General features: G+C 60.3%; 9 protein-coding genes, 1 tRNA gene and 1 riboswitch. Of the genes, 7 read left to right on the forward strand and 3 right to left on the reverse strand.

What is annotated here, in order from left to right; genetic code table 11:
• Nucleotides 1-2: 2 nt before the first annotated feature.
• A riboswitch (TPP riboswitch) is annotated at nucleotides 3-98 on the reverse strand.
• Nucleotides 99-368: 270 nt separating this feature from the next.
• Nucleotides 369-1,943 (reverse strand): ribosome biogenesis GTPase Der, encoded by a 1,575-nt coding sequence (der, locus tag DHV10_RS16410; protein WP_109487456.1) that lies wholly within the window; start codon nucleotides 1,941-1,943, stop codon nucleotides 369-371.
• Nucleotides 1,944-2,285: 342 nt separating this feature from the next.
• Here der and DHV10_RS16415 point away from each other — a divergent pair, with 342 nt between their 5' ends.
• The 3 genes from DHV10_RS16415 (at nucleotide 2,286) to DHV10_RS16425 (ending at nucleotide 5,973) form a co-directional block, all read left to right on the forward strand.
• Nucleotides 2,286-4,307 (forward strand): DNA repair helicase YoaA, encoded by a 2,022-nt coding sequence (locus DHV10_RS16415; protein WP_109487457.1) that lies wholly within the window; start codon nucleotides 2,286-2,288, stop codon nucleotides 4,305-4,307.
• Nucleotides 4,308-4,356: 49 nt separating this feature from the next.
• Nucleotides 4,357-4,764: a Co2+/Mg2+ efflux protein ApaG gene (gene apaG / locus DHV10_RS16420; protein WP_109487458.1), complete on the forward strand. Its 408-nt coding sequence runs from the start codon at nucleotides 4,357-4,359 to the stop codon at nucleotides 4,762-4,764.
• A gap of 135 nt (nucleotides 4,765-4,899) precedes the next feature.
• On the forward strand, nucleotides 4,900-5,973 hold the full coding sequence (locus DHV10_RS16425) for an alpha/beta hydrolase (RefSeq protein WP_204101440.1): 1,074 nt from the start codon (nucleotides 4,900-4,902) through the stop codon (nucleotides 5,971-5,973).
• A gap of 38 nt (nucleotides 5,974-6,011) precedes the next feature.
• Here DHV10_RS16425 and DHV10_RS16430 read toward each other — a convergent pair.
• Nucleotides 6,012-6,087: transfer RNA gene (locus DHV10_RS16430), tRNA-Cys, on the reverse strand.
• Between the two features lie 127 nt (nucleotides 6,088-6,214).
• Nucleotides 6,215-9,406, reverse strand: coding sequence for a carboxypeptidase-like regulatory domain-containing protein (locus tag DHV10_RS16435; RefSeq protein ID WP_239461812.1), 3,192 nt, complete (start codon nucleotides 9,404-9,406; stop codon nucleotides 6,215-6,217).
• Between the two features lie 429 nt (nucleotides 9,407-9,835).
• Between DHV10_RS16435 and pncA the strand changes: the two genes are divergently transcribed.
• The 4 genes from pncA (at nucleotide 9,836) to DHV10_RS16455 (ending at nucleotide 12,084) form a co-directional block, all read left to right on the forward strand.
• Nucleotides 9,836-10,465 carry a bifunctional nicotinamidase/pyrazinamidase gene (pncA, locus tag DHV10_RS16440; RefSeq protein ID WP_109487459.1) on the forward strand — a complete coding sequence of 210 codons (630 nt, stop codon included), beginning with the start codon at nucleotides 9,836-9,838 and terminating at the stop codon, nucleotides 10,463-10,465.
• A gap of 166 nt (nucleotides 10,466-10,631) precedes the next feature.
• Complete coding sequence (locus DHV10_RS16445; protein ID WP_109487460.1) at nucleotides 10,632-10,901, forward strand: hypothetical protein; 270 nt, start codon at nucleotides 10,632-10,634, stop codon at nucleotides 10,899-10,901.
• A 202-nt stretch (nucleotides 10,902-11,103) separates the two neighbouring features.
• A complete protein-coding gene (gene queD / locus DHV10_RS16450; RefSeq protein WP_109487461.1) occupies nucleotides 11,104-11,481 on the forward strand; it encodes a 6-carboxytetrahydropterin synthase QueD in 378 nt (125 codons plus the stop codon).
• A 204-nt stretch (nucleotides 11,482-11,685) separates the two neighbouring features.
• Nucleotides 11,686-12,084: a PleD family two-component system response regulator gene (locus DHV10_RS16455; RefSeq protein WP_109487462.1), complete on the forward strand. Its 399-nt coding sequence runs from the start codon at nucleotides 11,686-11,688 to the stop codon at nucleotides 12,082-12,084.
• The last annotated feature ends 44 nt before the right edge of the window (nucleotides 12,085-12,128 follow it).

The raw sequence follows: 12,128 nt of genomic DNA on the forward strand, positions 1-12,128 counted from the left end.
CTAGACTGGCTTCGAAAGCTTCCCACGCCGGCATTATCCGGATCGGGTTCGAGGGTATCTTCTCAGCCCCACACAGTGGAGCACCCCTGTTTCAATAACCTGATTGAAACATTTGAGGCGTGCGAATGCAAGGAGGCTGTCTCATTGTTTTGGTGACGCTGGAAAAGTGGAGGGCTATCGTGGATTTGGATTCGCACGCGATGAGAAGGGGAGAAGAGGGTGCGGTACAGGCACAACGCTGCAGACGGAAAGCCTGCGCTTGAAGGTCGGAACAGATGCGAAGAATCCGCGGCTGAAGCCGTGCCGAGATTTGCCTGCGCATTCAGCAGCCTGAAGGCTGCTGCTCCCTCCAGGCCAAATAGGAGCGGCTATCTATTTTCCTGGTCGGCGTTGCGGGCTTTGACTTTGAACCAGATGGGGGTGCCTTCGAAGCCGAAGGCGGCGCGAATCTGGTTCTCGAGGAAGCGCTCGAAGGCGAAGTGCAGCTTGATGTTTCGATCGGTGAAGAGGACGAAGGTGGGCGGGGCGACGGCGGCCTGGGTCATGTAGAAGATGCGGATTCGCTTTGCCATCGGCACGGGTGCGCGCTGGAAATCGATCTTGTCGAGGAAGCGGTTCATCTGGCCGGTGGTGACGCGCTTGCGGCGTTCGGCGGCGAGCTTCTTCACCTCTCGGAGAACGCTCTTCATGCCTTTGCCTTCTTTTGCGGAGAGGAAGAGGACGGGGGCGTAGTCGAGGTACTTGAGAGCGCGGCGGAGTTGCTGCTCGAAGATGTCGCGGTCCGCGGGCGGCTTGCCGTCGGTGCGGGCGTTGGTGACCGCGTCCCACTTGTTGACGATGAGGATGACGCTGCGGCCGGACTCGTGTGCGTAGCCGCCGATGGTGGCGTCGCTGGCGGTGACGCCTTCGGTGGCGTCAATGACCAGGAGCGCGACGTCGGCGGCTTCGAGGTGGCGGCGGGCCATGACGACAGAAAGCTTCTCAGCCATCAGGTTGGTCTTGCCCTTGCGGCGGATTCCGGCGGTGTCGACGAAGCGGAGGGTGTCGCCTTCGTACTCGACGGTTTCGTCGACGGCGTCGCGGGTGGTTCCGGCGATGGGTGAGACGATGGCGCGGGAGGTGCCGGTGAGGGCGTTGAGGAGGGTTGATTTTCCTACGTTGGGACGGCCGATGATGGCGACGGCGGTTTCGTGTTGTTCGAATTCGCCGTGGGTTCTGTGGACGTTTTCAGGGGCTGAAGCCCGTTCCGTTTTTTGGGGGCTGTTTTCGGCACGACTGAAGTCGTGCCCTGACGCTTCTTGCTTCGGCGTGCGGATTTTGGCGGGAGAGGCGGAGTCGGAGTCTCTGGAGAGAGTCTTGTTCGAATCCTGTTCGGTCGTTGCCGAAGACGTCCCAGATTCTAAGGGGATGGTGGCGGTGACGGCGTCGAGGAGTTCGCCGATGCCGAGGCCGTGTTCGGAGCTGATGGGGTAGAGATCGCGGATGCCGAGGCGGCGGAAGTTCTCGGCTTCGAGGGCCATGGCTTCGCCTTCGACTTTGTTGACGGCGAGGAAGACGGGTTTGGAGCCGCGGGTGAGGAGGCGGGCGAGGTCGTAGTCGGGACGGGCGAGTTCGGTGCGTGCGTCGACGACCATGATGATGGCCTGGGCTTCTTCGAGGGCAACTTTGGCCTGGTTGTAGATCTCGGTGGGGATGAGCTCGGGGTCGTCGGGGATGATGCCGCCGGTGTCGACGAGGCGGAAGCGGCGGTTGTTCCACTCGAATTCGCCGTAGATGCGGTCGCGTGTGATGCCGGGCTCATCGCCGACTATGGAGCGGCGGCTGCGGGTGAGGCGGTTGAAGAGGGTGGATTTGCCCACGTTGGGACGGCCGACGATGGCGATGAGAGGGAGGGTCTCGGCGCCGGGGCGGGAGGGGATGACGGATCTGCGATAGGTGGGCACGTCTTACTCCGGACGGAACAACCACTGCGAAAGCGGCTCTTTCAGTTTACGGGAGATGCGCTGCGTGGTTCCCATGTCTCCAAAGGCGGGAGACCCTTCGGCAAGCTCATGGCAAGCTATGGGGCACCCGATCCTTAGTGGTGCTGCTGGCTTTCGGAGGACCGGCCAGTTCCGATGCGTGAAGCTTGCGAACATGGAGCTGATCGAAAGGGGCGGTTGAACTCGTAGGCGATGCGCGGAGATCCAATTCGGGATTGATTGGAAACGAGTTGAACGGAGTGGGATTTCGCATTTCATTCGCCATTGGAGTTGGACCTATGATGGAGGGAGTATCCGGCGCAGATGGCCACCTCGCAGACCTCAACTCGAACACTTCCGACGCTGCATGAGTTCTTCTCTCCGGGGGGAATTCTGTCGAAGTCGCCGCTGCCGTATGAGTACCGGCCGGGGCAGCTGGAGATGGCGAAAGCTGTGGAGCGGGCGCTGAGCGAGCGCCGGCACCTGATTGTGGAGGCCGGGACGGGAACGGGGAAGACGCTGGCTTACCTGCTGCCGGCGTTGCGGACGGGGCAGCGGGTGATTGTGTCGACGGGGACGAAGGCGCTGCAGGATCAGCTTTTCTTCCGGGATGTGCCGTTTCTGGAGTCGCTGCTGGGAGAGCTGCGGGTCTGCTACATGAAAGGGCGGGCCAATTACCTGTGCAGGCACAAGCTGGTGAAGCTGCGGGATCAGCCGATTTTGTCGGGGCTCGAGGAGATTGACCAGTACCGGCAGATTGCCGAGTGGGAGAAGGTGACGGAGACGGGCGACCAGGCGGAGCTGAATGAGCTGCCGGAGACGAGCGCGCTGTGGCACAAGCTGGACGCGCGGAGCGAGGCTTGCCTGGGATCGACGTGTCCGGATTACAGGCGGTGCTTTATCACGGAGATGCGGCGGCGGGCTCTGGAGTCGGACATCATCATCGTGAATCATCATTTGTTCTTTGCGGATCTGGCGGTGAAGCAGGAGGCGGCGGGGGCTCCGGATGCGGGGATTCTGCCGGAGGCTGCGGCGGTGGTGTTCGACGAGGCGCATGAACTGGAGGAAGTGGCGTCGAACTACTTCGGGCTGTCGGTGTCGAATCTGCGGTTTGAAGAGCTGGCGCGGGATACGGAGATGCATCTGCGGGGGAAGCCGGGGGCGGAGAAGTTTCCGGCGGCAACGCAGCAGCTGCGGGACCGGGCGAGGATGTTCTTTGCGAGTCTGCCGATGGGCAGCGATGGGCGGCAGCCGTTTGAGAATCGCGAGGAGTTTCTGGAGACGTCGGGCGATTTGTATCTGTCGCTGCGGAACACGCTGCGGCTGCTCGAGTCGGAGATGGAACTGCTGGAGGATATCGATGAGGCTCCGGGGCTGCGGAAGAGGGTAGCGCGGCTGAGGTCGGAGCTGGAGTTTCTGCTCGAGTCGAACGCGAGCAACATGGTGTATTGGCTGGAGCGTAGGGCTGTGGGGGGTGAGGGTCGGAACCCTGGTCCCCAAATGCGAGGGACCAGGGGCACCCAATTGCGAGGCGGCAACCGGCATACGTTTGTGCAGGCGACGCCGATTGATGTGTCGGAGTTGCTGCGCGAGATGGTGTTCGAGACGATTCCGACGGTGGTGCTGACGTCGGCGACGCTGACGGTGCAGGGCGGATTCGAGCATGTGCGGAAGCGCGTGGGGATGACGGAAGCGCGCGAGCTGGTGGTGCCTTCGCATTTCCGCTACGGGGAGCAGGCGCTGCTGTATCTGCCGCCGACGATGCCGGATCCGCGCGATCCGGAGTTCCCGGAGGCGGCGGCGAATACGATTCGGCGGGTGCTGGAGATTTCGAAGGGGCGGGCGTTCTGCCTATTTACGAGCTATGCGCAGATGCGGGATCTGTATGAGCGGCTGATGCCGGTGCTGGATTATCCGATATTGCTGCACGGGACAGCTCCGCGAAAGGCGCTGCTCGAGGAGTTCAGGTCGACGCCGAATGCGGTGCTGTTCGGGACGTCGAGTTTCTGGCAGGGAGTGGATGTGCAGGGCGAGGCGCTGAGCTGCGTGATCATCGACAAGCTGCCGTTTGCGGTGCCAAATGATCCGGTGGTGATGGCGCGGATGAAGGCGATTGAAGAGGCGGGCGGAAAGCCGTTTTTCGACTACCAGGTGCCGTCGGCGGTGCTGACCCTGAAGCAGGGGTTTGGACGGTTGATCCGGTCGCTGGAGGATCGGGGGGTGTTGGTATTGCTCGATCCGCGGATCAGGAAGCAGCGGTATGGGCAGACGTTTCTGCAGAGCCTTCCGCCGTATCGGATGACGGCGACGATCACTGATGTTCAGGCGTTTTTCGAGAAGCAGTGATCAGTGATTAGAGAACAGAAAACAGAGAACAGGAGTCTAGACTTATTGCATGGGCAGCAGAACACCGTATTTGGCAACGACGCGAGATATAGCGGTTAGCGTTGAGCCGTCGTACATGGAGGAGAGGTCGTCGGCGGACAGTTCTCAATATTTCTGGGCATATCACGTGACGATTGAGAATCAGAGCCGGGAGACGGTGCAATTGCTGAGCCGGCACTGGATGATTACGAATGCGCGCGGCGAGCTGACCGAGGTGAAGGGGCCGGGAGTTGTGGGGGAGCAGCCGGTTCTTGCACCGGGTGAGAGTTTCGAGTACACGAGCGGGGCGCCGCTGAATACACCTTCGGGGATGATGGGCGGGGCGTACCAGATGGAGACGGCGAGCGGAGAGCGGTTTGATATTGAGATTCCGACGTTCTCGCTGGATATTCCAAATCGGGGTGGGCTGGTGAATTAGGGGGAATACAGGGGACGAGGGAACAGGAAACGCGCGGGCGGGGGCTGTAGGGAATAATGGGTTCGACCTAGGCGCATGTCTTGAAGTGTGACGACTGTGGGCCTGGTTCACGAATCCTTGTTCAAGGTTGGGGGCATGTCAGCACAAATGCGAAATATGGGGACGGGCTTTTCGGCGGTACTTCTGATTGCTGCGGCGATTGCGATGGCGCAGGGGACACAGGCGGCAGCGCCAGCGCCGCAGCAGGCGCCAGGCAATCGACCGGCCATGACGTTTCCTCCGCTGCCGAACACGGCTCTGGGGCAGAAGGCGGCCTTGATGGGTTCGCTTGCTCCCAAGTGGAACAAGGTTCCCGATCTCGAAGGCTCGGGGAAGTTTCCGGCGAGCTATGCTGCGGCTCCGAATGGGGCTGATTACGTCATCTATGAGCCGAAGGACCTGGTCGGGGCGGAGGCGAAGGGCAAGCTCGGTGTCTACGTGTGGGGCAGCGGCGGGTGCTCTCCTGATGCGGCGGGCTCGCGGTTCCACCTGACGGAGATCGCGAGCCATGGGTACGTGGTCATTGTGCCGGGGAAGATTCTCAGCGGTCCGAAAGCGCCGCCGCAGACAGAGGGCCCTCAGGCTGGGCCGGGCATGCAGGACCCTGCAGAGCGCGCGACGGCGGAGAAGATGGTTGCCGGCATCGATTGGATTCTTGCCGAGAATCAACGCAAGGGGAGCCCGTATTTCGGCGCTATCGATCCAGCGCATATTGCGGTGGCTGGGTTCAGCTGCGGTGGACTAATTGCACTGAAGGCTGGGTTCGATCCGCGGGTGTCGGCGGTGTTGATTGAGAGCAGCGGGATTCTCAAGAATCCGCCTCCCGGTGGACTGGCCGGACTCCCGCAGATGACGGCCGTGAAGAAAGAGGATCTGGACAAGCTGCATACGCCGGTTCTCTACCTGCTCGGAGGCCCGGAAGACATTGCCGAGCCCAATGGGCTGGATGATTTCGAGCAGATTCATAAGTCGCCGATCTTTCTTGGCGATCAGCCCGGGGCCGGCCATGGCGGCCTGATTTCTGTTCCGAACGCAGAGGGGACGAAAATCGAGTTGGACTGGCTCGATTGGCAATTCAACCACGACGCGGTCGCAGGGCACACGTTCACGGGTCCTGATTGTGAACTGTGTCATGACTTCCGGTGGCAGGTGAAGAGGAAGGGAATTTAGAGGGGTAGGGGACGAGGGATAAGGGACGAGGGAACGGGTGGAGCGCCGGGCGGGAATCGAACCCGCGAGTGCAGGTTTTGCAGACCTGTGCGTTAGCCACTTCGCCACCGGCGCGTGAAAGGAAGAACAAAAAATCAGGGAACAAGGGACTAGGGACTAGGGACAAGGAACAAGGGAACCAAGGTCGGGGTAGAACCGGATCATCGTTGTGGCGCGATGTCGGGTTCTACCCTGAGCTGTTTTAGAACTGCAGTTTGGCGCCGAACTGGATCTGGCGCGAGGTGGTGGAGGTTGAGGTAATCACACCGCCGGTGGGAGAAACGTCGAGCGTGAACGGCGTGTCTGTGGGGGCTGTGGCGTAGACGACGGGATTAGGCGTCGAGAAGTTCGTCTGGTTCAGGATGTTGAAGAGCTCGGCTCGGAACTGGAGGCCCAGGTGCTCGGTCAGGTGTGCAGTCTTGGCCGCGGAGAAGTCCAGCTCAGAGCTGCCGGGACCGGTGAGCGAATTTCGTGAGACGTTGCCGTAGGTCCCCGTCGCCGGAGGTGCGAAAGCAGTGGGGTCAAACCACTTTCCGGGAGTGTGAGGGTAGAGCTTCCCCTGGAAATCCGGATTCCAGTTGGGACGCACGGGGTTGCGGGTGTCGCCATTGCCTGTCGGGTTGTAGCCGAGTTGAGGCGTGAAGGGGAAGCCAGTCATCGCGTTGAAGATTCCGCTGAGGGCCCAGTCCGCCAACAGAGCATTGGCGGCCTTCGGGCCATTCTTCAGGAAGCGACGCTTCGGTCCAAAGGGCAACTCCCACGTCCCGTTGAATACGAACAGGTGACGGATGTCGGTGGCCGCAGGGCCCCAATCGAGCTTTGGCCGGAGCGGGAACATCACGTAGCCGGGCGAATTGACGCTGACACTGGTATTCCACGCAGTTCCGTTGTCGAGGTTCTTGGCGAAGGTGTAGTTCGCGCGGAACTGCACACCCTTGGCGAACGATCGCTTCAGATCCGCTGTGAAAGCGTTATACATGCCGATTCCGTTTGAAACCCAGGTGGTGGTATTGGCCAGGTCGGGGTTGACGTTGACCGAGCCGGGCGGATAGTAGGCGGAGCCATCGGGCAGGAAGGTGGGGACCGGCTCGTTGGCGTCTAAGTTTAGGATCTGGTGGTAGCTGTGCGATCCGAGGTAGCCGAGAGTGAGCGAGGTCTGAGGAGCGACCTGTTGCTCAACGCGCAGGCTCCACTGGATTACGGTCGGAGTCTTGGGATCGGGCTGGATGTTACTCGGCGAGACGTTTGCCGTGGCGCAAGAGGGGAACGGCTGCCCTGGCGTGATGTTCAGGCAGGAGACCTTTGCGTTCTTGAGCGTGTAGATGGTGTTGAAGGGCTCGGTTGAGTCGGTCCGATAGTCAATGGTGTCGAGAAGGTTGCGATAGAAGCCAGCTCCTCCGCGAACTGCCGTTTTTCCATTGCCCCAGACATCCCACGCAAATCCAAGACGAGGCTCGGGGAGAAACTTCGCGTTGTTCTTTGTAAGCGGCGAGTCGGCGATCACTGGAGTGGTCTGGATTACAGCGTCGACGAAGCGGTAATAAGATGCGCGGCCATTCGCTTCATTCCAGCCGTTGGTAGATTCGAAGCGGAAGCCTGCCCGCACTTCCAGGCGGGGAGTCACCTTGATGGTGTCGTCGACGAAGGCAGCGCCTTCCAATACGCGCCAAGCCATCTCCGTGGGCTGCGGTATCACTGTGAAGGTCTTCACCTTCCCTTTGAGGAAGGAAGGCAGGTCACTGAACGAGGCCTGCCCGTTCTGATATTGCGCGAGCAAGCTGTTGGATTGAATTCGCTGCAGCCACCCGCCGATTTCGATCTGCTGGCGACCGTGCGACCAGTAGATATGGTCATCGAGAGTGAACAGGTTGCGCGCCTGCGAGTTGTTGTTGCCTACGTTGGAACCGGCTTGGGTGAGTGTGGAAGCGCCGTTCGAGGCAGTGCTTCCGCCGATGACCACCGCGCCGATGCCACGGCCGGCCACCCAGCCGGGTAGATCGACTGTAGGGAAGCCAAAGAAGGAGAAATTCGCGCGCGAGAAGCCGAAGCGAGCCGTGTTCAAAAGGGTTGAGCTAAAGGAGTGCTGTTCCTGGACGCTCGCGACCTGCGCACGAAGGCTCTCATTGATCCGGCTGAAGGGGTTTTGCGTGGGGGTGTCTGCCGTGCTGTCGTCGATGGTGTAGACGGCGAACAGGAGGTCCTTCGCACTCAGATTGTCATCGAGGCGGGTTGTGCCGAAGTCTTCGCGAATATGCTGCTTGGGGTTGCTGTAAGCGACAGCGATGCCTTTGCCGAGTTCAGGTCCGTTGGCTTGAGGCCAGAGAGCAAGCAGCGGAGCGACAGATGGATCGACGCCGACGTATTGCTCAGTTCCGTTCGAAGTGGGCAGATAGCCCTGGCGAGCCCTATCGTCGGGAACGAGCGTGACGGCGCTCAATCCCCATGCCTGACGGAATCCTTCGTAGTTGCCGAAGAGCAGGAGCTTGTTTTTGACCAGGGGTCCGCCCAGAGAGCCGCCGAACTGATTGCGCTGGAACGGCGGGATGGAGCCGTGATCGAAGTAATTGCGGGCGTCGAGGGCGCTGTTGCGGATGAATTCGAAGGCGGTGCCGTGCAGTGTGTTGGTACCGCTGGTGGTGACGATGCTGACCTGGGCTCCGGCACGCTTCCCATATGAGGCGCCGTATGTGTCGGTGGATACATTGAACTCGCGAACGGCGTCCACGCCGAGGAGCTGTCCGCTGGTGCCGCCGGGCGTGACGTTGGTGAGCGAGGCTCCGGTGTACTCGATTCCGTTCAGGAGAAAGAGATTGTCCTGCGGACGGCGACCGGAGACTGAGAACATGTTGCCCACGGAGGAGTTGGAAGTGCCCACTCCGCCGGCGCGCTGGCTGGTGTAGTTTACCGTGCCGGGATTGAGGGTCATGAGGCCGTCGTAGCTGCGGCCGTTGAGAGGAAGCTCTTTGACCTGGCGTTCGTCGACGAGTCCGGCGGTTTGTTGGGTGGAGATGTTGACGGTGGGGCCATCGGCGGTCACTTCAACGGCTTGTTCGACGGAGGCGACGCCGAGGACGATGCTGAGCTGAACGCTCTGACCGACGACGAGCGTTGCAGCCTGATGTCCGGGCGCAAAGCCCTCATGCTCCGCAGTGATGGAGTATGCGCCGATGGGCAGCGATGGCGCGAAGAAGCGTCCTTCGGCGTCGGTCGTGAGCTTGCGGGTGGCGCCGGTTTCCGTCTGCCTGACGGTGACGGTGGCGGCGCTGATGGATGCGCCGGAGGAGTCGCGGACCATGCCGGTGACGGTGGCGCCGACAACCTGAGCGTGGAGCGGAAGCGCGATGAAGAGAAGCAGAGATGCAGAGATCGCGGACAGCCGAAGGGAAGAGGTCACTTGGTTCTCCTGAAAGGACTTCGAGTAGGTGTGGAGCTTTTTACTGACGTGATGGGGTGCTTAGAGCCTGGGTGTTCTGGGCGCCGGGGATTTCAGCGACAACAACAAGGGCGCGTCGACATGCGGAGGGCGTCGCGAAGGGTGCGCGAGTTGTCGACCAGATGGCTCATAGAGGGGACTTGCCGTAAAACAGAAAAGCCGCATTCAGCATTGCTGAAGCGGCCGTGTGGGTATGGTTGGAACCTTCAGTTCATCCACACGACCGATCGAACGCGCGACAACACGCGACGCGACAGACCGGCATGTGAAGAACAACCATGGTTGGAATATACCTTTGTAGCCGGATCGAGTCAATGGAGCCGGGATCCTATCGGATCTGAGAGTGATGGAACGGCCGGCCGGCAGCGCTATTGTTGGTACAGGTGAGCGATGAAGGTCTTGTCAGACGACGTGCTGATTGTGATCGATGTGCAGAGGGATTTCTGTCCGGGTGGCGCGCTGGCGGTGCCGGATGGAGATGCGGTGATTGGGCCGATCAATCGTGTGGCGGAGCGGTTTGAGCATGTGGTGCTGACGCAGGACTGGCACACGCCGGATCATGCTTCGTTCGCTTCGGCGCATGCGGGTAAGAAGGCGTATGAGCAGGTTGAGTTGAGCTATGGGATGCAGACGCTTTGGCCGGATCACTGCGTGCAGGGCACCGAGGGTGCGGATTTGCATCCGGAGTTGCAGCTGACCCGGGCGGAGCTGATTGTGCGGAAGGGGTTTCATCGGACGATCGACTCGTATTCGGCGTTCTTTGAAAACGACCATGCGACGACGACGGGGCTGGGCGGGTATTTGAAGGAGCGCGGGTTCGGGCGGGTGTTTCTGGCGGGGTTGGCGTATGACTTCTGCGTGGGGTATTCGGCGCTCGATGCGCGGCGGTTGGGGTTCGAGGCAGTGGTGCTGAAGGATGCGTGCAGGGCGATCGATCTCGATGGGTCGGCGGGGGCGATGGAGCGGGAGTTTGCGAGGGCGTTTGTTGAGCTGATGAATACGGGGGAGCTGGCGGGCTAAGCGGAGAATAAAATCACGGTTGGAGCCGGGCTTCGGGGGCTTATTTGAGTCCGTTAAACAAGAGCAGAGAGTTAGCGCCGATTTGCGGCGATAGCGAGTTAGCGGGTTTGTCGGCAGCCTCGCGAGCACAAGCCGATAGCGTCTTCTCCGGGGCAGGTCAATCACGATGATGTCGCGGAACTTCTACATTCTGGCTGGGGCGCTGGCGTTTTTTGCGCTGCTTTCGGGGGCGATGACACTGGTGCCATCGAGCTTTCAGCCGGGGCTGCCGGCGAACGGGTCGCTCTGGCGGATGGTAGCGCTGGTGATGCTGCTGGGGGCGCTGGGGTGCGCGCTGGTTGCGGTGTTCAGCAATTTGTTTGAGCAGGTGGATCGAAGGAGTGAGCAGGAGCGGGTGGAGGCAAGACGAAAGCGGAGGGATCTGCGGGATAAGTGAGAGTAGTGTGTCGTTCCCACCCTTGCTTCGCAAGAATAGGGCATCCGGCACCCGGCTCGTGTCGGCCTCGTTGTGTCGGTCTCCCATGTCTCCAAGAGCGGGAGACATGGGGCACCCGGCGCGAGAGAGCAGGACCGGTGCGATGGGGAAACAACTAGAATTAGAGATATGGGATCTTGTCCCTGCAAGGATGTGAAGGCCGATGTTTGAGGTTACTGTGGAGGGCGGGTTCTCCTCTGGACATTATCTAAGGAATTACAGGGGCAAGTGCGAGAATCCGCATGGGCACAACTACAAGGTGCGCGTGACGCTGCATGGCAAGGAATTGGACGAGGCCGGGCTGTTGCTGGACTTTAAATTGCTGAAGCAGGTGATGCGGCCGGTGATCGACCGGATCGACCACCAGATGCTGAACGATCTAGAGCCTTTTACGACGCTCAATCCCTCCGCGGAGAATATCGCAAAATACTTTTACGACCAGACCAATGAGCAGCTCGCCGAGATGACGAAGGGGCGGGTGCGGGTGAAGGACTGCACGATCTGGGAGACGGACACGACGACGGCTACGTACTTCGAGTAGTTTCGCTTTAAGAAAGCCTTGCCGCCTTTCTGTTATGGCCGGGAACGACGGATTATTCGGAAACGGTGCGGATGCAAGGCGCTGATTTCGGGTTGTAAAACCTTTATAAGTTATTTGCGCCCCTGTACTTGCCGCCGCGTAACTTTTCTTTTCCTGTTGCGGCGGGATGGGCTAAACTGCCTTCATCTGTAAGCGGGTGTACGTATGAAGGAAGCGGGTCTGCTGTTGCTGGTCGAGAACGATCCTAAGGACTTGAAGAATGCCGCAGACTCGGCGCGAGCCGTTGGATTCGCAGAGGTCGAAGGAAAGACGAGCCCCTATGCAGCGCGGATATTTCTGGAAGATCGACTTGCCAATGGTCCGAAGCTTCCGGACGCGATCCTCCTCGATCTAGATTTTGGAGTTGAAAGCGGATACGAGTTGCTGCGCTACTGGCACAGCACTCCGAGGCTGCGTGCTATTCCGCTGATCGTGTGGTCGATTCTGGGAGAAGAGCAGAGGCATATGTGCGCTCTGTTCAAAGTGAACAAGTACGTTGGTAAATGGGAAGGTAGCGAGGCATTGCAGGACGCCTTGAAAGAAGTCACGCAAGCGACGAATTAGCGCAAGAGTTGTTGTTCAACGGAAATCATAGGGCCAACCCGCCT

Origin of the sequence: Occallatibacter savannae (assembly GCF_003131205.1) — a bacterium.
Lineage (GTDB): Bacteria > Acidobacteriota > Terriglobia > Terriglobales > Acidobacteriaceae > Telmatobacter > Telmatobacter savannae.

Excerpts from the sequence above, each read along its gene's own strand:
- DHV10_RS16415 (WP_109487457.1), top strand. The coding sequence starts at position 2,286 with ATGGCCACCTCGCAGACCTCAACTCGAACACTTCCGACGCTGCATGAG.
- apaG (WP_109487458.1), top strand. The coding sequence starts at position 4,357 with ATGGGCAGCAGAACACCGTATTTGGCAACGACGCGAGATATAGCGGTT.
- DHV10_RS16425 (WP_204101440.1), top strand. The coding sequence starts at position 4,900 with ATGTCAGCACAAATGCGAAATATGGGGACGGGCTTTTCGGCGGTACTT.
- pncA (WP_109487459.1), top strand. The coding sequence starts at position 9,836 with ATGAAGGTCTTGTCAGACGACGTGCTGATTGTGATCGATGTGCAGAGG.
- DHV10_RS16445 (WP_109487460.1), top strand. The coding sequence starts at position 10,632 with ATGATGTCGCGGAACTTCTACATTCTGGCTGGGGCGCTGGCGTTTTTT.
- queD (WP_109487461.1), top strand. The coding sequence starts at position 11,104 with ATGTTTGAGGTTACTGTGGAGGGCGGGTTCTCCTCTGGACATTATCTA.
- DHV10_RS16455 (WP_109487462.1), top strand. The coding sequence starts at position 11,686 with ATGAAGGAAGCGGGTCTGCTGTTGCTGGTCGAGAACGATCCTAAGGAC.